Raw genomic sequence first — 19285 nt, forward strand, 5'->3', positions numbered from 1 at the left:
ACATTTCGAACATGAAAAAAAGGTATATATTGCTCGTTCCGGTAGGCGGCCTTGCCAATCGCATGAAAGCGATCGACTCGGCAATTAAACTAAGCCGAAAAGCAAATAGCGAGTTACATATTATTTGGTTCAAAGACCGAGGATTAAATTGCCGTTTCGACCAATTATTCGAACCGATCGATTTACCGAATGTAAAAGTAACGGAGGCTACATGGAGCGATTACCTGCTTTACGACAGGCCCCGGCAGAAAAATATTTTCATTCCCCGTCTTTTTCAAAAGGCAATCTTCAATAACTGTATCTATGAAAAACAGGCCTTACACCTTTTTTACGAGAACTTCGATTTTTACGACTGGGCAAAGAATAGGAAAGTTTATATAGCCTCTTTCGTATATTTTTATTCTCCCGAAGATGAAAATGACCGCTTCTCCGTTTTTCGTCCTCTCGCTTCCATCTTGCAAGAAATAGATACCCGTTGTTCCCTCTTCGGAACAAATACAGTGGGTGTCCACATTCGCCGGACCGACAATGCTCTATCTATCGCACAAAGTCCTACCCGTTTATTTATCGAGCGTATGAAAAAAGAAATAGAACAGAACGGCGACACGACATTTTACCTTGCCTCCGACTCCGAGGAGGACAAACGCTCGATTGTAAATCGGTTCGGAAATAGAGTGTTCACCTCTGTCCACAAAGCCGACCGTAACAGTTTGGAAGGTATGCAAGAAGCGCTGATAGAGCTATACCTCCTATCGCGTACCCGCCATGTATTGGGATCGGTACACAGCTCTTTTTCCGAAACGGCAGCTCAAATCGGCAAGATACCATACGAATTATTGCGCGACGTTCGCCCCGATAAATAATTCCGGCCACACACGGGAACAAAATAGATTCGGGAAGATTTGAAACTGTCCCGAATCTATAACCCCTATCGCACGATACAACGCATCATGGCCGCAGCTTGTTCCGGACGACCCAATATCTCATACACAAGAGCCGCACAAGTATAACAAACGACCGGTATCAACGAAGGAAGTAACTCATAACTCTCGGCATCGCGGGCAGGATAAGCGGCATAACGAGCCGACCTCACCCGATGAGAAATGACATGCGCAGGAAGCGAGTAATAATCGATACGTTTTTGTCCTTCTTCGTTCGATAAAACACATACGGGTGTCGAACAGCCTCCCCGGGTATAAAAATTGAACTGCAACTCATATTCGGGAGACGTTTTATCGATAAATTCCGTAACAGGCTGCCTCCACCCGTCCATACAAAACTCAGCCATACGCCACACATCATCGGGCAAAAGTACATATCCGCTACCGTCGGACGAACGCTGTGGTCGCAACAACGAAGCGCAATCTATCAAAGGCAACGACGATACCGGTTCCGTTGCCCATACGGCAAGCAAGGCATCCGGCATTTTCTCCCGTATATATCGCTCTACTCCTATCCCTGCGGTCATCACGATACCGGCATCGAAAGAATCGGTTAGCTCCTCCATGTTCGCTTTAACCCGGTCTACCAACTCATCTACACTTACTTTCATCACGCGCCTTTCTTCTGTCTCACAAAATTATTCTCGTCCACATAAATATCACCCTCCGAAAGAATATCGGTCCATTTTTTTAATGCACAATTCAACCCGTCGGCAGTAAACGAACTGCGGTAAACCGGTAATCCGGTCCCATCGAGACGAGAGATTTCGATTTGCCGAGGAGAAATCGACACCTCGCACGAACCGTTTTCAATGGGCCGAGTCATTTTTAACAAAGCCTCTCCGGCTGCATCCAACCCTATTTGAAAGACTTTATCGCCATCGCCCGAATAAACGACAATTCCCTTTTGTAAAGGACTTATCACGACTTCTCCATCTCCAATGGGCACACGCAACTCCCCGGCCTGCGACAAAAAAGTTCCTGTTTCTTTATGACAGATTTCGCCATTGCACAACTCCCACGAAGAAAGCTCGCTCGACACCCGAATAGTTTGCTGCCCATCGAGCAAAACCAATCCGTTGGGCTTCAATTTTATCTCGTCGGCTATGGCACAAAAACGAGAAAGTTCTTCCCAATCATTCGAAGATGCCGGCGAAGCTGTCGTGCTGCCTACCGAAAACTTCACCTGATAGTACTTACCCATAAAATAAACCACATCGGCGGCTCCACCGGTACATCGATAAGTGAAAGATGGATTCCACGTCCCTCGGTAGAGATAAACAGGACGCACGGCATCGTCGAACATCAATGGAGTCACATAATTCCGCCATGCCGTTCCGTCCCACACAAGGGTGATAATTGCCGACGAGTCTGTCGTCACGGTCATTGCCGCCGATCCTTTCAAGGCAGGGAAAACATAAGACCCTTTACCTCCGGCCACATAGATGAAACAAGCCTGCACACCGCTTTCGACCGCCGGGCTGAAAGTCGCCGGTTCGGTGATAATACCCATGAACGGAGAAGGAGCCGCATGATTCGTATCGTACCACGAACGACCGGTAGAATCCCATATCCAAATGGATTGAGTTTCTCCATTGATAAAAAACTCTCCCGGCAAACCGCCCTCGGGATATGCCGAGAGAAGAGATGCCAACCCATAATAAAATCCCAAGCACCCGTTTTGCCCTCGCAAATGATTGTGTATAGTCGTTTTCATCGCTTGTTCCTCTTTTTTAATTGTGAAAAAATCAAATTCAACCGTTCGGCCGCTTGCTCGATAAGAGCAGGAGAGGAGACTTCCTCGTCAGAAAGCCCGTACGGTTCTTTTCTCAAATAATCCCTTGCGTCCTGCCAAGAGCGAACCTCCGGCACTAACATATAAATTTTCTCTTCCGATGCCGGTTGTGCGACGTCCGACAATTTGAATCGTCTCCCATACCCCCGACTATTTTCCATAGCCCGCTGCAACTGTTCGTCGGCCGTAGAAAAAACTCCGTTTACACCGTCACTGGCAAGGAATTGTACCCGACGAGGTACACCGTTCACATCGACCGAGGTAGATAGGTTTCCCAACCGGGTCTGATAAATCTTCATCATATCATTATATTTAATTTAAAAACTATATAGCCCCTCGCCGAAACAACCATATCTCTCTCGCAAGAACGTCTGTATAAAAATTTCTCCCGCGCCATGTAACGCAACAGTTTCAAATAACCATATAAGAGAGTAACACGAAAAAACACGGTTTCGAGGAGAGGCCGAATTTTAGAAAAAGGGGAGCCGGGCACGATGTCCCGGTCGCCCCTCAGTCCCCTTGAATCATATCACTTATTCCTCGTCGGGTATGACCGGCTCGATACGCATGTGTGCAGCCGGATAGCGCAATGTCAAACAACTGGCCTCGGTCAGTACCAACGCATCGGTATTGCGTACCCCCGATTTTTTCAAATCGAGTTCCTGCGAGTCGAACGGGACATGAGACCATTTCTGGATAAATTCCGGGTCGAAAATAAATCCGTAGTCGCTCATGCCGCAATCGTCGAATACCTCCGAATAAAGCACATACAACTTCCCGAACTTCGATTTGATTTCCGAGAAGTCGATGCCCCACTGAACCTTATCTTCGCGGGCCATCACCACTTTGGTCATCTCTATCTTATTGATACGGCCGATAAACGAAGAACCGCCAATCAACACCTTCCGTTTATTCCCTCCGTTCCCGGTAAAAGCCTGTCGCATCATATCGATCAAATCGTTCTGTGTCATCTCCACAGTAGGATTGTAGGTATAATGATTTCCGGCCTGCCACCAGATACCGCCCGTCAGCATCACATTTTCCTTTTTACGAGGGTCGAAAATCGTGTTCTTCACACCGAACATAAAACTCTTTTCCATACCCAATCGCATATCGTAAATAGCGGCCTCCTCGGCATCCGAGAAATCCCATTCGACCTCTTTATTCGCTATTTTTTGGAAAGTCGATTGCTCGATCTGCATTTTGAATATCTGGCAAAAATTCTGACTCTTGATAGGCAAAGCGGCGAATTGTGCCGTCTGCACATCGAGTTCCGTTGCCGCGCGCCCCATACGGATAAGCGGCGTATTCACGGGAATAGACGGCACGCAGTTGGTCACCGAACCTATTTTGGAACCATTGATGGGATAGACGGTCAATGCCCCCGTATCCTCGTCTTTTGCGGCGATATAAAGCACCAAGTCGGCATTCGACATCTCCCCGTCGGGATCATACCCTTTTACACCTTGAACCAACAAAGTTTCCGACACCTCGAATATGCTGTTGTCCACGGCATTGATAGTCGCCTTTTTATGCGAGTCGTTAACGGTCGATGCCCCGGGAGCCACATACGAGGCCTTCATATATGACTTGGTAGGTTTCACATCGACCGAATAATAATCGACAATCATCGACGAAGCCTTCCGCGAACCGTTCCACCGTGATAACTGATCGATAGGCGTGGACATCGGACGTATTTTCACGATGCGTTTATCCACTTCGCTACGCAACAGAGAGGGACTCCCTTCACGAACAATATCGGTCGTCAGCGGTTCGTTGGATACGATTTTTCCACCCGACATACCCGGCACGATCGCCGCCAATGCCAACCCGGCATCGAACAGTCCGTCCCAAACTTGCCAACACAGTACCAACAATACGAAACCGGTCAACCAAAGAAGCGGCTTTTTCCATTTCAATAAAAAATTTTTCATCTCTCTTTTCATTTTAGAATACAATAAAAACATAAGAATTAGAATAATTTAGAAGTTACTTCAATCCCCTTTTCAAAAATCTACAAGTCCCACACGCTACGGCGACGACGGTTCCCGAATACAGGCGAAAGATCGGCATCGGGCTCGAAACTGCCGCCGTTTCGTAAAGGAGGTAACGAATCGCCGTTACGTTCCCGTTTTTCGAAAACGATACGCTCGTTACGTCCACGCACCTCGGCTTCCCGCTCGGCACAAGACAGGTCACGGTCGTAATACAACCCCTTGAAAAGCAACCCGAGAACTTCGTCGTTCAATTCTCCCATAAACACATGGTTGCACAAATGATACACCCGGTCGAGAAAACCCTCGAACTCCTCGTCGCTCATTCCTTTCTCCGACTTGAAACGCTCCATACAACGAGTGCTGTTTTTCAAGTTCTCCCGCATTTGGTTTTCCAATTCGCCGAATCGTGCCATGCGTGACAGGTACTCGTCGTTCGCCTTACGAACCTCTGCCATGCGACCCTCGTCCTCGGCACAATCGAGCATATCCTTCCCGAAGTAACGCACACAAGCGATAAGAGCATCCTCCCCGCCGATAACGTCCGAGATAAACGCTCCCATTTTCGGGTTCGACATAAACAATTTGCACAACTTGCTCTGGTCGTCGGCAAGACGCTCATACCGTTCGTTCCGATACGAGTCGTATTCCTCCAAAGCATCGAACAAATCGTCGTCGCTATCGACCCTACGGGCAGGATACCGGTGTAAGATTCGTTCCACGAGCAAATCGCGTGATTTTCGCAGATTGCGATTTTCTTTTTGATAATTCTTTTCCATAAATTCAATGATTAGTTTAGCCATATATGGTACGGCAAAGTAAACCCCGGTCGAGGCCCTTTTTATGGCAGCTTCATACATTGTACCTCTTTCTCGAAAGATTTCACGACAAAAGATGAATTACCGAAAAAATTCTTTATTTTTGTCCTGCGAGCGAAAAGAAGAGCCGGCTGGGCATAAAAAACAAATGAATTTGTTTTATTCTGCACCCGCCTTTCATTATTTTTGCAACACGATCGCCGGAGCCTATCCACACCTCGTTCGGTCTCCCCATCGTCAGACAAAACATACTAAATAACATATAACTATGGCTATCACACCGTTTAAGTATCAACCCATGTTCCCGCTCGGCGAAGACACGACCGAGTATTATTTGCTCACGAAAGACTATGTTTCTGTAAGCGAGTTTGAAGGAAAACCCATCTTGAAAATCGAAAAGGAAGGTCTTACCGCTATGGCGAACGCCGCCTTCCGCGATGTATCGTTTATGCTTCGCCGTTCGCACAACGAACAGGTAGCTAAGATTTTGAGCGATCCCGAAGCCAGCGAAAACGATAAATACGTAGCACTCACCTTCCTCCGCAATGCCGAAGTGGCCGCCAAAGGAATACTTCCTTTCTGTCAAGACACCGGTACGGCAATCATTCACGGAGAGAAAGGCCAGCAAGTCTGGACGGGATATTGCGATGAAGAAGCTCTCTCCCTCGGCGTTTACAAAACCTATACCGAGGAAAACTTGCGCTACTCCCAAAACGCGCCCCTTACCATGTACGACGAGGTAAATACCAAATGTAATCTTCCCGCGCAAATCGACTTGGAAGCTACCGAAGGCATGGAGTATAAATTCCTCTGCGTCACCAAAGGCGGTGGATCGGCGAATAAGACATACCTCTACCAAGAAACGAAAGCCATTCTCAACCCCGGGACACTCGTTCCTTTCTTGGTGGAAAAAATGAAAACATTGGGTACGGCAGCCTGTCCGCCCTATCACATTGCATTCGTCATCGGCGGGACTTCGGCCGAGAAAAACTTGCTCACTGTGAAACTGGCATCCACCCACTACTACGATAGTCTGCCCACGACCGGAAACGAATTCGGACGAGCTTTCCGGGACATCGAGTTGGAAAAACAAGTCTTGGAAGAAGCGCACCGTATCGGACTCGGTGCACAATTCGGCGGTAAATATCTGGCTCACGACGTACGCATTATCCGTCTGCCCCGCCACGGAGCATCCTGCCCCGTAGGATTGGGAGTGAGCTGCTCGGCCGACCGAAACATCAAATGTAAAATCAACAAAGACGGTATTTGGATCGAGAAACTCGACAGTCACCCCGGCGAGCTCATTCCCGAAGAACTCCGCCAAGCCGGTGAAGGCAACGCCGTTAAAATAAACCTCAACCAACCTATGAGCGAAATTCTCAAAGAGTTGGATAAATACCCCGTTGCCACACGTCTGTCGCTCAACGGAACGATTATCGTCGGTCGGGACATCGCGCATGCCAAACTCAAAGAACGGCTCGACCGGGGCGAAGACTTGCCGCAGTACATCAAAGATCACCCCATCTACTATGCAGGTCCGGCAAAAACGCCGAAAGGCATGGCCTGCGGGTCGATGGGTCCCACGACTGCCGGTCGAATGGATCCCTACGTAGACCTCTTCCAAAGTCACGGGGGCTCTATGATTATGTTGGCAAAAGGGAACCGCAGCCAAGCTGTCACCGACGCCTGCAAGAAACACGGAGGATTCTACCTCGGCAGTATCGGAGGTCCGGCTGCTATCCTCGCTCAAAACAATATCAAGAGTATCGAATGCCTCGAATATCCCGAGCTCGGCATGGAAGCCATCTGGAAAATCGAAGTGGAAGATTTCCCCGCATTCATTCTCGTCGACAACAAAGGCAACGATTTCTTCAAACAAATCAAGCCTACATGCCCGGCCAAGAAATAATTGGACCAAACTATCTATCCATAAAGAAAGAGCTGCCGATTGGCAGCTCTTTCTTTATAAACTCCCCTCAATGAGACACAGAAGGAAAGGTCGAGAAGTATTCCAACTTCTCCTCTGTTCCGATCTATGCGGACACCCCGTAATACTACGGGGAAACGGCTGATGAAGAGGGGAATACCCTATTTTATTACTAAAACTATCCTTATGCAATGATGAGAAAGTCTACGTTTAGAACGCGAGAGATGTGCATATCGCCATTGAAGCGAAACTTTAAACCTCCTTTCCCTCCATGTCCCCGTAGCTTTATAGAGTATTTCTGTTTCACAATCGGAAACATTTAAAACTCCTCCCCTGTGTTTTGTAACGCAAAATATAGGGGAGGTGGCACGTAGTGACGGAGGGGTTGAAAACGACATCTCATCAGTCTGTTTATATCCCTTCTCCCCTGCCGTGTCCCGTAGCATTACAGGGTGTTGCGTTAGAAATATAGGGGAGACACCTCAGAAACAGCCGTTTCTGAGGTGAGGGGTTAGATGCATAAAAATCCTCTCCGATTTTGTGAAGTGCCCCCCAAAAAGTCGGATAGCCCCATTATTTTGCCCGTAAAGAAATACAACATCTGTAAATAACTACACAGATTCCTCTGTTTTTATACAAATTATAAATATTTTATTACCTTTGCTTTTATCATAAACAATAACATAATTTGCCTATGAAACATAGCGTATAATTTGATACGCACATTTTAGACATATTGGAAAAGCGTTTTAGCTTTATTCTGCTGCTCAGAAAGTTTGGCGACTAAAAAGACAGAAAAGAATAAGAGTTGAAATGCTCGCGTTTCTTAGCGCGGGCTTTTGGTCTATTTTTCTGTCGGGTTACGCCAAACACCTCTGAGCGGGAATATACTGAAAGTACCGCGTTTTTTTATGTGCGTAATCTATCTCTTTCAAGGTACAAACCGGAGGAATCCGAAAAGCCGATAAATGAGTAGGAAAATCTCAAACTAAAAAAACATGAAAAAATTAATTGTTGCCATTATGCTACTTGGCGGAGGAATCATATTTTCTTCAAACGCAAATAAACCGATTGAAAACATTGCTTCCTTCGAAACTTGTATATCGCAAAATGTCGTTTTCCGTTCAACCCAACGCCTCAAAGCCAACGACGGTAGACAAATATATCTTTACAGCAGTGGGAAGTGCGAATTATGGGACGGCGACCGGTTAGTCGTCACCGCTACTTATAGATTACAAAATGGAGAGGTGAGATTATTGGACGAAAATGGGAATACCATTTATAAAGGTTCTTACAGATTAGCACGAGACAGACGTAATATTTCATCTCTCACACTTGCCGGAACGACTTATTATAAAATGTAATCATTAAAAAGCGAGGCAGTTAGAAAACTGCCTCGCTAAATTCACTCTTATTTATCTCCTCTTACTTCTCTCCGATATAAATCGTGCAAGCGCCGAAAGTAAGCCGACGACAATAACAATGGCCGAAACCCGCACGACGGAAAATAGTGAGCATATCCTCACCTTGTGGAACGGCCGCTACCGAACGGGGCAGATAGCTGTAAGCCCGGCGGTCTTTCGACACCAACCGACCCACGAAAGGAATAAACGTATAGGTATAGAACTTATAAAGCTGGCGAAACGGGAATCTTTCGGGAGTGGACAACTCGATCACACACAGTGCGCCGCCGGGACTCAACACCCGGTACATCTCCCGAAAACCATCTTCGAGATGTTCAAAATTACGCACCCCGTAGGCGACCGTCACCACATCGAAACTGTTGTCGTCGAATGTCATCGACAAGCAATCCTGCACCTCGAAAAGAATCCGCTCTTGTGCATTTCGCTCGGTCACTTTCTCACGAGCTATGCGCAACATGCCTTCCGACAAATCGATACCCACGACACAGTCTGGATTCAGACGCTCGTCCAGTAGCAACGCCAAATCACCCGTACCCGTAGCCACATCGAGAATACGACGGTGAGAATAGCGACGCAACATTTTCACAGCCACCCGACGCCACCACCGGTCTATACCCAGTGTCATTGTCCGGTTCATTGTGTCATAAGCCGGAGCGATAGAATCGAACATCTCCCGCACCTGCGTCGTCTTGTCCGTCTCCTCGTCATAAGGCTTTATTCCCTCCGCTTTATAATCCATTCGTCACCAATCGATTTTTACCGGTTATTTTTTACGGTTGTTCAAAAAATCGGTCACGTGCTTTTCGATACGGGCGGCAACGTCCTCGCCCTCGGCTTTCACGAACTTTTCGCCCACGATATGCTCATATAGCTCGATATAGCGATCCGACACGCTGTTGCAGTATTCCTCGGTCATTTCGGGAACCTGTTGACCCTCTTTACCCTGAAATCCATTCTGAATCAACCATTGACGCACGAACTCTTTCGATAACTGACGTTGTTCCTCGCCACGGGCAAGACGATCTTCATAACCTTCGGCATAGAAATAGCGCGAAGAATCGGGCGTATGAATCTCGTCGATGAGAATGATTTTATCGCCTATTTTGCCGAACTCATACTTCGTATCCACCAAAATAAGCCCCTTTTGAGCAGCCATCTCGCAGCCTCGTTGATACAACGCCAACGTATATTTCTCCAACTGTTCGTAGTCCTCTTTCGAGACGATACCTCTGGCGATAATCTCCGCCTTCGAAATATCCTCGTCGTGACCCTCATCGGCTTTGGTAGTCGGCGTGATGATAGGATGCGGGAATTTTTCGTTCTCCTTCATGCCCTCGGGCATCGTCTCTCCGCAAAGCGTTCGTTTGCCGGCCTTGTACTCGCGCCATGCATGTCCCGTCAAATATCCCCGCACGACCATTTCTACCTTGAATGGTTCGCAACGCAGCCCTACGGTCACCATCGGATCGGGAGTAGCCACCTTCCAGTTCGGGACAATGTCCGACGTAGCATCCAAAAACTTAGCGGCAATCTGGTTCAGCACCTGCCCCTTGTAAGGAATACCCTCTGGAAGAATCACGTCGAATGCCGAAATACGGTCACTGACCACCATCACCAACAGCTCGTCGTCGATATTGTATACATCGCGCACTTTGCCGTGATACACACTCTTCTGTCCGGGAAATTTGAAATCGGTTTTTACCAAAGCATTTTTCATTTCTGTAATACTTTTTCTGTTTATACTATAATCGGTTATTCGTCTTCGATAATGACCTTGCAAAAAACGGTGCAAGCCGAGAGCTGTAACAAATTCATTTGAGAGTTCCTAGGCGCAGCCCATTTTCACATCTGTGCGCAAAGATACAACATAAAAACGAGATAGTGTACCGATTGCAAGATTAAGATAAATCTATTTCAAACTCCCTCTCGACTTTCGTTTTAAACGGATATAAACGGGAACAAACAAGCAGACAATCATCAAGCATTTTCCCGTCAGTTCGACACAACCCTCTAAAATGGTTCGTTCACCGCTAAGTACCCGTTCTATGCTGGGATAAGCGAATATAGCGACTAATGCCAAACAACAAACGGCTAACTTCACTTTATCTATCCAACTCGCCCTTCCGGTCGAATCCTCTACCTCGTCTTCCTCATCGTCTTTATCGGGAGCTACGGCAGCCCAAACCCCTATCGCATAACCCACCACGCATAACAGTCCGGAGAGCAAAGCCTTGTTAGACGACTTCTCGACAGGCAGATTCCCCCAGTAACAAATAAGGAATATAACAGCGAATCCTGCCAAGAATGAAGGAAATACCCCCATCCACAAACGAGAATAAACAAAAGCCTGCAATCGGTTACGACCCGGATCGTCACTCTCTCCCAACCATTTTCTCCACGGGTTACCGCCCATTACTCTTCTCCTTTTTTCTCGGCTTGTTCATACTTTTTAGACATGGAAGCCTTGCGTACTTTCTCGTCGTGTTTTTCATAAGCCTCGACAATACGCTGTACTAATTTATGTCGCACGATATCTTTCTTGTTGAATTCCACTCGGGCTATACCCTCTACATTTTTCAAAATCCCTATCGCCTGTATCAACCCCGAAGTCTGCGACGCAGGCAAATCGATCTGCGTCATATCGCCGGTAACGATCATTTTCGCATTCATACCCAATCGGGTAAGAAACATTTTTATCTGGTGTGTGGTCGTGTTCTGCGCCTCATCGAGAATAATCACCGCATCGCTCAACGTACGCCCCCTCATAAATGCCAACGGAGCGATTTGTATCACGTTCGTCTCCATGTACTCTTTCAGCTTCACTGCCGGAATCATATCCTGCAAAGCATCGTACAACGGTTGCAGATAAGGATCTATTTTATCCTTCATATCCCCCGGCAGAAAGCCCAATTTTTCTCCTGCCTCCACAGCCGGACGGCTCAGGATAATCTTCTTCACCTCTTTGTTTTTCAACGCTTTCACCGCAAGTGCTATCGCTACATAAGTCTTGCCCGACCCCGCCGGACCGAGCGCAAAAGTCAAGTCGTTTTTGGCGAAAGCCTCCACCAGTTTCTTTTGGTTTGGCGTACGCCCCGTAATCGGTTTACCGTTCACTCCGTAAATAATGAGGTTCTCCTGCGGTTTTATCGCTTGCGGTTCATCGCCCTTGATAATATCGATGATTACCTCCTCGCTCAACTGGTTATATTCGGCGCAATGTTTTTCAAGCAACTTGATTTTCTCCTCGAAAACCTCGGTCTCCTTCTCATCGCCGATCACCTTCATCACATTCCCGCGGGCGGCAATACGCACTTTCGGGAACAAATTCTTAATCAACTGTACATTCGCGTTATTCACGCCGTAAAACGCTACCGGATCGACAGCATCCAATATGATTACTCTTTCTATCATTCGATTGTTTTATGTTGTGTCAAAGATAGTGCAAACCGAGAGCAGAAACAAATTTTAGCGACAAAACACTCTAACCTTCTCCCCTGCCGTGTCCCGTAGCATTACGGGGTGTTACAACGCAAAATATAGGGAAGAAACCGAAAAAACGATAGTTTTTTTTTCGGAGAGGGGTTAAAAAGCAACTGAATAGATTTGAGAAAGCTCAACCCCTCCGTCACTTCGTGACACCTCCCCTATCGCACATTCGTGTGCAGAGGAGGAGTACAACACATTTCTTAGCTTTTGTTACAATCCGACGAGCTTTCTACGCAACAAGACAACATTCTACCTTCTCCCTTGCCGTGTCCCGCAGCATTGCGGGGTGTTGCAACGCAAAATATAGGGGAGAAACAGAGGAGCGGTAGCGACGATGAGAGGGGTTAAAGGGAAGAAACCGAAGAAACAATAGTTTCTGATGACAGGAGTTAGACACATAAAAAATCCCCTCTGATTTCGACTGCCCCCAAACATAGCGACATTCAGCACATCAGCCTCGTTTATATAAATAGCGACTATCCCTTTCCTTACCCGTATGAATAAGTAAGATTATCCGGTCTCAAAACAACGAAGGATAATTCATTGACAGCTTTTCCAAGAAACTTTCGGTCAAGCGCGACACGGCATAGTCCCCCAATCGTTCCACCGGAATCTTCATATACCCGGTCATATCGGGAGCAAACTCCGTCTCCACCATGTAAAAACGGGCATGAATGATACGATGCGACAACACATGCTTACAACTATACACCTGAGACGAAACACCCACTTGTCCGGCGTCATGAAACAACTCTGCCCAAATACCGCTACGCTGCAAGTCATCGAGCCCCTGTTCTTCATCGGTCTCGATAAGCGGAAGCTCATACAAATTACGCCAAATATCACGCCCCTCTCGCCGACGAATCCAAGTATCTCCGCCCTGTCTCACATAAAAATAATTGAAATAACGAGGTTTTACCACCGTCTTACCCTGTTTCACAGGTAACTCTTCTACTCGATGAGTCGCCAAAGCCATACAACGGTCGGCAAAAATACACCTTCCGCACTGAGGTGAGCGAGGCACACAATACAGTGCACCGAACTCCATCAACGCCTGATTATACCCGCCCGGGTCTTTCCGGTCGAGCAACTCGTCGGCAAGAGCGGCAAACAACTTTCGTCCCTCGGTCGTGTCGATAGGCGTATCGATACCATAAATTCGGGAAAGAACCCGATACACATTACCGTCCACCACAGCATGAGGCAACCCGTAAGCGAACGAAGCTACCGCTGCCGCCGTATAATCCCCTATTCCCTGCAAAGAACGTATACCCTCGTAAGTCGTCGGGAACTCCCCACCGAATCGTTCCACCACCTGACGCGCAGCAGTCAACAAATTACGGGCCCGGCTATAATAGCCCAATCCTTGCCACAGTTTCATCACCTCGTCGTCATCGGCGGCAGCCAAAGACCGCACATCGGGAAATCGGGATATGAATCTATTGTAATACTCGAAGCCCTGCACCACCCGTGTCTGCTGCAAAATAATCTCCGAAATCCAAATACGATACGCATCGGTAATACCCCTCCACGGCAACACCCGGTGATTCTCGGCGTACCACGCATGCAAACCGGCAGCCAACGGCGCGCCCTGTTCTTCTTGTTCTGTTCCTTTTTTCATAATTCCGAGACAAAAATAGCGAAAGGTGAGAGCAGAAACAAATTTATTTGGTGATACCGGAGCACTACCTATTTTTAGACAGACTTGTCAAACAAACACAAGGCAGGCATAGAATAAATTTTATCGTAAAAAGCACAAAAAACTCATTCCCGATTGAGAATGTCGATAGAATAAGAGATGCCGATTCGTAGCTGAGTATAAGGATAATCGGACAAACCATGTTGCAACATCGCACCGATCTCCCAATTGGATATGACATACGAAAGTTTTGTTTTCAAAGACATAGGGCAATCATGAGCCAAATGTCCATATTTTTTAGAATTTGATTCCCAACCACTATATCCGCCAAAAGTCTCGCTTATACTGAAATTTCCCAATCGTAACCCAACTAAAACTCCATACTGAACCGCATCATTTTGCCTGCCGTTGTCCGTTTGCCAACATAAGAATCCGCCACCGGAAAAAATCTGTATCACGGCGCTCGCAATCTGGAACGTTTTACCAAAATAGGTATCAAAAAAATAACCGGGACAATCATAATAACGGTCGATTTCGTAACCTCCCCCCGAAGCGGTTTTGAGAGCAGCTCTTAAAGTCCACGATGGCACTATTCTTCGTTCTTCGAAGAGCTGCATATCTACACTGAGGTATACATCTCCCGACATTTTACCTTTGTTTTTTGTATCATCGTACCATTCAATCACGGGCCACCAAAGCGAAAGATTGGCTCGATGCGTCCATAAGGGGATATGAGTTTTCAGAAAAATATCCGTTGTATAATTCTTGCCCCAATAGTAATCCCCTGCCAATTCAATTTTAAGTTTATCACTGGTTTTTGTCAGTACATCAGGAATCGGGAAAGCATTGGGACCAAAATAATAGGGCGAAACAAAAGTGGGCCTCGACCTCGACTCGGTAAACCCACGGGCATAAACATTCGCAACCGGCGACAACAATCCAATGCTCCAAATTAACGTTATCGAAATATAGGTTTTCGTGCGGTAATACTTTCCTCGTTTTCCCCGCACGAAAAAACGCCCCGATACCCATTTGAAAATTGTGTACAATGGGGAGGCATGCTTAATGATAAAATCCATTGGCATTCAAAATCTATGCGAATGCCAATGTTCATAATACAACAAATTCAACGGATACAAAGCATGGACGAAACTGCCCAGAATGCACCCGTCGGAATTGGTGTTATGAACGGCAAGTCACGCCCATGCAAAGCAGGACGCTTACAACTTGTTCCCGTTCATATCAAATGAAGTTTCCGACGTTTCATTCTGTATGGAACAAATAGCAAACGCTATTAATATTGTGGGCCATCTCTATGACCCTATGTCTTTTAGGTCACAAAGTTAATTATTTTATCCGCGATAATCAATACATTCCTTTCGATTGTACGATGAGGCCCGGCTTTTTCATCTGCAAATATCCCTTATAACTCGTTTTATAATGGGAAACCATATAACAGAAATAATAAAACGCTGCAATACGCCACTCTTTTCCCAATTTATAACTACTTTTGTAGACACATAACACAAGTTTCGCATGAATACCGACAAACAACGCATATATAACGGCGATTGGAAAACATTGCATCCTTACTCCGGCTCAGCACCCACCGACCTTTACTACATCACATTGGCCAATAAAGTTCTGGCTGCCATTCGAGCCGTCGAAACCTCTCTCGAAGAAAGCGATTATCGCAAAATAGACGAGACCGAACAAAAAGAGCTTGCCTGCATCCTCACGGCCTATTTCGAGGATATTATTTCACAAACCGGTATTTTTCAAGCCTTCACGCGCATTCACGGTAAACGTTTCGGAAAACCGCTCCCGTTTTATACACTCGACGAAGACTATACGCCCGGCGAAATCAACATCGAAGAGGTACAATTCCTCGTGTGGCATTACCACATGCAACTCAACAACCTCGACATACCCTATTCACCCACACTCGATACATTCGCTGCAATAGCCTCCGACGTGATGGAAATATTCGAGACCGAATACGAATCGGCTCCCGAAAACGAAAAGCTACTCCAATACTTCCGAATCGACGAAAAAGAGTCTCATAACCTTTACGCATTGCACGCCCGTTTCCTTTGGCTTTGTACCCAGTCCTACCTATTCTTCAACAACGGTTTCTTATTGGAAGACCAAGCCGAGTCCCTTGCCGAAGAAGCCAAAGAAGCCGGTATGGACGAGCAAATACCCGATATGGTAAACCTGCTTTGTAACGACTTCGGCTTCAACCATGTAACCGAATTTATGCGGCTCACACCACCCCGCTGGCTCGCCGAAGTATTGGGAGAGGATTCCCCTTTGTATGCCTCCCTGTCGAGTATGGGACACAAATACACCGGCTATTTCCGTTACGAAAACGCCGATGAGACAATCACCCGATTCCGCCACATAGCGACCGACCGGATTATCGAAGCGACCAACCGCTCGCTGGTAGGGCTGCCCCGCAATATGAAAGACCCGTCTCTCATTTTACGTACCGGATTCATTCAATGGAACGGCGAATGGTGGCTTTCCGGACAGATCAGCAGTTACGAAGATAGCGAAGACCTCATCGGACAAATCACCGGCGACGATGACGAATACAATCTTTTCGAACCCGAAGAAGAGTTACCCGAAGAGGAACAACGAATTATCCTCACCGATATATTGGCAACGACCGAAGGAGAAGACGGACAAACCCTCGATGCTTCCGATACCGCTTGGCAGGCACTGTTAAGCGACGAAATCGGTAAAGACTTTTTTATTTCCCAAGTTAAAGCCGGAGAAATTACCGGATTACAATTCTATAACGCCCCCGGTCACTTGTTACTCGACAATATAGATTTTGTTACCGAATATGTAAAACGATAAATTTTAAAAATTACACCCATGAAAAAAAACATTTCTTTACTGCTCACTTTATTCCTATGTGTCGCTACTCTTTCGGCTCAACAAGTCGACACGATAACTATACATAGCAAAATGGGGCACGACCTCAAAAACGTAATTATCCTCCCCGAAAGCTACACCCATAGCGACACCCGTTACCCGGTAGTGTACCTCCTACACGGATGCGGAGACAATTATTCGGCTTGGCTGAAAATAAAACCCGAGTTGCCGCAAATCGCCTCCCTCTACAACTTCATCATCGTTTGCCCCGATGGGAAAATTAACAGTTGGTACTGGAACAGCCCCCGCAATAAAGACATGCAATTCGAAGACTATATATCAGACGAAGTGATTCGATACGTCGACTCCCACTTCCGTACCATACCCGATCGCAAGGCAAGAGCCATTTCCGGGCTCAGTATGGGAGGTCATGGAGCCATGTGGAATGCAATCCGTCACCGCGACGTTTTCGGAGCCGTAGGCAGCACCAGCGGAGGTCTCGATATCCGCCCTTTCCCTACGAACTGGAAAATGAAAGACCAGTTGGGAGAATTCGTAGCCAATAAAAAACGCTGGGACGAACACACCGTTATTAACCTGATCCCCTCTCTAAACGACGGAGATCTCGCCATTATCATCGACTGCGGAGTAGACGATTTCTTTCTCGAAGTCAACCGAAGAACACATCAGGCATTACTCACCCGTAATATAAAACACGATTATATCGAACGTCCCGGAGGACACAACCATGCCTATTGGAACAATTCCATAGATTATCAGCTGCTCTTCTTTCATAAATACTTTTCTCGTTCCCAAGAAAATAAGAGCAAAACAAACTAGTTAACAAAATCAATTGATTTCACTCAAATTATGTTAAATCAACAACCTTTTTAAGGCCTTGATTTGGAAAATAAGAATTACAGTTATACATTTGTACTATGTTTTTTCATAGTATTAGATTTAAGGTTTACAAATTGGCTGTCGGGAGACAGCCTTTTTTATTTCAAATAAATAGTTTCGAAACCGACCAATAAACAAAAGTTGGCCTAGTATAGAGAAAGCACCGAAGAAACCTGTTTCTGAGGAGAGGGGTTAAAAAAGATCCCATAGTTTTTTGATTGTCTTGATTGAGCCTGAACAATTTACTCTCCCTTAACGGAATCTTCAAGGCAACTATCTATGTCCTAAGGCATTTTTCCGATATTGCGAAGGAGTACAACCGTATTTTTTTTGAAAAGAACGACGAAATGTAGAAACAGAATTAAACCCACTGCGAATCGCCACATCTTCGATACAGCCCTCGAAACCGGAGTCATCGAGAATCTCTTTCGCCTTTTCCAACCGGAACGAGTTGATATAATCGTAGAAAGTGATACCCAATTCGTTATTCAGACAATTAGATAAATAACTTCGGTTTGTTCCCATCTCGACCGCCAAGTCCGACAACGACAATTTGGGGTTCAGATAGAGTTCCTTCTCTCGGATATACTCTTCGAGCTTGCCTCCCATCTGCGAAACGAAATTACGGGATACACCCGTTTCCTCCGACTCCATATCTTGCGCCTGAGGAATCCATTCTTGACGCAAACTATAATACAAAACAACCGCCCACAATACAGTAGATGAAATATAATAAAACATATCGCCCAAATGGCTGACATTCGTACAAACATACAACCAAGACAACAGACACACGGCCAAAATAGCCATACTGTTCATCAGCCACTGCACATTAATACGCTCGGTATAAGAATAGTTATCACGCATATACCGGTTATACCTCCTCACCCTCACGACTATAAACAAGACTACCAATGCACAAACTACCGCCGTATAAACGACACTCGACATATAAACCTCGAATAAACCGGTCATTATATAAACGACGGTAAATAAAACCAATGGTAATTCAAACAAAAGGACTCGACGGAGAGTGGCGAACCCGGGGGACAATATCTCCAACAAGAAAAGCGCACAAAGAGGAACCGCCCACATATCTATCGATAAAAGAATAGTAGAATAATATGGAGAATCGCCGATAGTATCTATATACAATAACAAGTCTTTCAAGTCTTGGACTCCCCACAGGCAAAAAAGACACCCCAAAATAAAAAGAGGCCGATTCGTAACCCGAAAGAAAACCAATTTGATTCCGAAATATAGAAAAAAAGCCGTTGACAGACCATGTACGAAATTCGAGAGACTCTCTATAAACAATGTATCTAAAATCATTCCCCTTTTTACTCGTAAAAACTACAATTCCCTTTTATTCTACAACAAATGCAAATATAGCGAAAGGTGAGCGCAAAGGCAAACCGAAATCTTATTTCCGATTTGACTATGCCGAACCACATCCTATATTCTACAAATATAGCGAA

General features: G+C 46.1%; 17 protein-coding genes. 5 read left to right on the forward strand and 12 right to left on the reverse strand.

Going from position 1 to position 19285, the window contains the following annotated elements; all coding sequences use genetic code 11:
• The first annotated feature begins 11 nt into the window (after positions 1-11).
• Complete coding sequence (locus HMPREF9448_RS03435; protein ID WP_008861196.1) at positions 12-863, forward strand: O-fucosyltransferase family protein; 852 nt, start codon at positions 12-14, stop codon at positions 861-863.
• Between the two features lie 65 nt (positions 864-928).
• Here HMPREF9448_RS03435 and HMPREF9448_RS14105 read toward each other — a convergent pair whose 3' ends face one another.
• From HMPREF9448_RS14105 to HMPREF9448_RS03460, 5 genes are all read right to left on the reverse strand, one after another.
• Entirely contained in the window at positions 929-1552 is a 624-nt protein-coding gene (locus tag HMPREF9448_RS14105; RefSeq protein WP_008861197.1) for a hypothetical protein, read from the reverse strand.
• Entirely contained in the window at positions 1552-2658 is a 1107-nt protein-coding gene (locus tag HMPREF9448_RS03445; RefSeq protein WP_008861198.1) for a hypothetical protein, read from the reverse strand. Before HMPREF9448_RS03445 ends, HMPREF9448_RS14105 begins: the two co-directional genes overlap by 1 nt.
• Positions 2655-3038 (reverse strand): hypothetical protein, encoded by a 384-nt coding sequence (locus tag HMPREF9448_RS03450; protein WP_157260325.1) that lies wholly within the window; start codon positions 3036-3038, stop codon positions 2655-2657. Before HMPREF9448_RS03450 ends, HMPREF9448_RS03445 begins: the two co-directional genes overlap by 4 nt.
• Positions 3039-3269: 231 nt before the next feature.
• The gene (locus HMPREF9448_RS03455; RefSeq protein ID WP_021892271.1) at positions 3270-4670 is read right to left on the reverse strand and encodes an SU10 major capsid protein; all 1401 of its coding nucleotides are present in this window, start codon (positions 4668-4670) and stop codon (positions 3270-3272) included.
• 80 nt (positions 4671-4750) lie between these two features.
• Positions 4751-5509, reverse strand: a complete 759-nt coding sequence (locus HMPREF9448_RS03460) for a hypothetical protein (protein ID WP_157260326.1) — start codon at positions 5507-5509, stop codon at positions 4751-4753.
• A gap of 307 nt (positions 5510-5816) precedes the next feature.
• Between HMPREF9448_RS03460 and HMPREF9448_RS03470 the strand changes: the two genes are divergently transcribed.
• A complete protein-coding gene (locus HMPREF9448_RS03470) occupies positions 5817-7457 on the forward strand; it encodes a fumarate hydratase (protein ID WP_008861202.1) in 1641 nt (546 codons plus the stop codon).
• A 1016-nt stretch (positions 7458-8473) separates the two neighbouring features.
• Entirely contained in the window at positions 8474-8839 is a 366-nt protein-coding gene (locus HMPREF9448_RS03475) for a hypothetical protein (protein WP_040295854.1), read from the forward strand.
• Between the two features lie 61 nt (positions 8840-8900).
• On the opposite strand, the gene ubiE is transcribed toward HMPREF9448_RS03475, so the two are convergent.
• The 6 genes from ubiE to HMPREF9448_RS03505 all read right to left on the reverse strand — a co-directional run bounded on the left by ubiE (position 8901) and on the right by HMPREF9448_RS03505 (position 15103).
• Positions 8901-9638, reverse strand: a complete 738-nt coding sequence (gene ubiE, locus HMPREF9448_RS03480; protein WP_008861204.1) for a bifunctional demethylmenaquinone methyltransferase/2-methoxy-6-polyprenyl-1,4-benzoquinol methylase UbiE — start codon at positions 9636-9638, stop codon at positions 8901-8903.
• Between the two features lie 24 nt (positions 9639-9662).
• Positions 9663-10616, reverse strand: a complete 954-nt coding sequence (locus HMPREF9448_RS03485) for a phosphoribosylaminoimidazolesuccinocarboxamide synthase (RefSeq protein ID WP_008861205.1) — start codon at positions 10614-10616, stop codon at positions 9663-9665.
• A gap of 192 nt (positions 10617-10808) precedes the next feature.
• Complete coding sequence (locus tag HMPREF9448_RS03490; RefSeq protein ID WP_008861206.1) at positions 10809-11312, reverse strand: hypothetical protein; 504 nt, start codon at positions 11310-11312, stop codon at positions 10809-10811.
• Positions 11312-12310 carry a PhoH family protein gene (locus HMPREF9448_RS03495; RefSeq protein WP_008861207.1) on the reverse strand — a complete coding sequence of 333 codons (999 nt, stop codon included), beginning with the start codon at positions 12308-12310 and terminating at the stop codon, positions 11312-11314. Before HMPREF9448_RS03495 ends, HMPREF9448_RS03490 begins: the two co-directional genes overlap by 1 nt.
• Positions 12311-12905: 595 nt before the next feature.
• A complete protein-coding gene (gene mutY / locus HMPREF9448_RS03500; protein WP_008861208.1) occupies positions 12906-14006 on the reverse strand; it encodes an A/G-specific adenine glycosylase in 1101 nt (366 codons plus the stop codon).
• Between the two features lie 143 nt (positions 14007-14149).
• Positions 14150-15103: a hypothetical protein gene (locus HMPREF9448_RS03505; RefSeq protein WP_008861209.1), complete on the reverse strand. Its 954-nt coding sequence runs from the start codon at positions 15101-15103 to the stop codon at positions 14150-14152.
• A gap of 457 nt (positions 15104-15560) precedes the next feature.
• On the opposite strand from HMPREF9448_RS03505, the gene HMPREF9448_RS03510 reads away from it, so the two are divergent.
• Positions 15561-16889: a DUF3843 family protein gene (locus tag HMPREF9448_RS03510; RefSeq protein WP_008861210.1), complete on the forward strand. Its 1329-nt coding sequence runs from the start codon at positions 15561-15563 to the stop codon at positions 16887-16889.
• Positions 16890-16907: 18 nt separating this feature from the next.
• Complete coding sequence (locus HMPREF9448_RS03515) at positions 16908-17747, forward strand: alpha/beta hydrolase (RefSeq protein WP_008861211.1); 840 nt, start codon at positions 16908-16910, stop codon at positions 17745-17747.
• A 333-nt stretch (positions 17748-18080) separates the two neighbouring features.
• Here the strand turns inward: HMPREF9448_RS03515 and HMPREF9448_RS03520 are convergent, their stop codons facing one another.
• The gene (locus HMPREF9448_RS03520) at positions 18081-19139 is read right to left on the reverse strand and encodes a helix-turn-helix domain-containing protein (protein WP_008861212.1); all 1059 of its coding nucleotides are present in this window, start codon (positions 19137-19139) and stop codon (positions 18081-18083) included.
• Positions 19140-19285 lie beyond the last annotated feature (146 nt).

The organism is Barnesiella intestinihominis YIT 11860 (genome assembly GCF_000296465.1).
Lineage (GTDB): Bacteria > Bacteroidota > Bacteroidia > Bacteroidales > Barnesiellaceae > Barnesiella > Barnesiella intestinihominis.

Excerpts from the sequence above, each read along its gene's own strand:
- HMPREF9448_RS03435 (WP_008861196.1), top strand. The coding sequence starts at position 12 with ATGAAAAAAAGGTATATATTGCTCGTTCCGGTAGGCGGCCTTGCCAAT.
- HMPREF9448_RS14105 (WP_008861197.1), bottom strand. The coding sequence starts at position 1,552 with ATGAAAGTAAGTGTAGATGAGTTGGTAGACCGGGTTAAAGCGAACATG.
- HMPREF9448_RS03445 (WP_008861198.1), bottom strand. The coding sequence starts at position 2,658 with ATGAAAACGACTATACACAATCATTTGCGAGGGCAAAACGGGTGCTTG.
- HMPREF9448_RS03450 (WP_157260325.1), bottom strand. The coding sequence starts at position 3,038 with ATGATGAAGATTTATCAGACCCGGTTGGGAAACCTATCTACCTCGGTC.
- HMPREF9448_RS03455 (WP_021892271.1), bottom strand. The coding sequence starts at position 4,670 with ATGAAAAATTTTTTATTGAAATGGAAAAAGCCGCTTCTTTGGTTGACC.
- HMPREF9448_RS03460 (WP_157260326.1), bottom strand. The coding sequence starts at position 5,509 with ATGGAAAAGAATTATCAAAAAGAAAATCGCAATCTGCGAAAATCACGC.
- HMPREF9448_RS03470 (WP_008861202.1), top strand. The coding sequence starts at position 5,817 with ATGGCTATCACACCGTTTAAGTATCAACCCATGTTCCCGCTCGGCGAA.
- HMPREF9448_RS03475 (WP_040295854.1), top strand. The coding sequence starts at position 8,474 with ATGAAAAAATTAATTGTTGCCATTATGCTACTTGGCGGAGGAATCATA.
- ubiE (WP_008861204.1), bottom strand. The coding sequence starts at position 9,638 with ATGGATTATAAAGCGGAGGGAATAAAGCCTTATGACGAGGAGACGGAC.
- HMPREF9448_RS03485 (WP_008861205.1), bottom strand. The coding sequence starts at position 10,616 with ATGAAAAATGCTTTGGTAAAAACCGATTTCAAATTTCCCGGACAGAAG.
- HMPREF9448_RS03490 (WP_008861206.1), bottom strand. The coding sequence starts at position 11,312 with ATGGGCGGTAACCCGTGGAGAAAATGGTTGGGAGAGAGTGACGATCCG.
- HMPREF9448_RS03495 (WP_008861207.1), bottom strand. The coding sequence starts at position 12,310 with ATGATAGAAAGAGTAATCATATTGGATGCTGTCGATCCGGTAGCGTTT.
- mutY (WP_008861208.1), bottom strand. The coding sequence starts at position 14,006 with ATGAAAAAAGGAACAGAACAAGAAGAACAGGGCGCGCCGTTGGCTGCC.
- HMPREF9448_RS03505 (WP_008861209.1), bottom strand. The coding sequence starts at position 15,103 with ATGGATTTTATCATTAAGCATGCCTCCCCATTGTACACAATTTTCAAA.
- HMPREF9448_RS03510 (WP_008861210.1), top strand. The coding sequence starts at position 15,561 with ATGAATACCGACAAACAACGCATATATAACGGCGATTGGAAAACATTG.
- HMPREF9448_RS03515 (WP_008861211.1), top strand. The coding sequence starts at position 16,908 with ATGAAAAAAAACATTTCTTTACTGCTCACTTTATTCCTATGTGTCGCT.
- HMPREF9448_RS03520 (WP_008861212.1), bottom strand. The coding sequence starts at position 19,139 with ATGATTTTAGATACATTGTTTATAGAGAGTCTCTCGAATTTCGTACAT.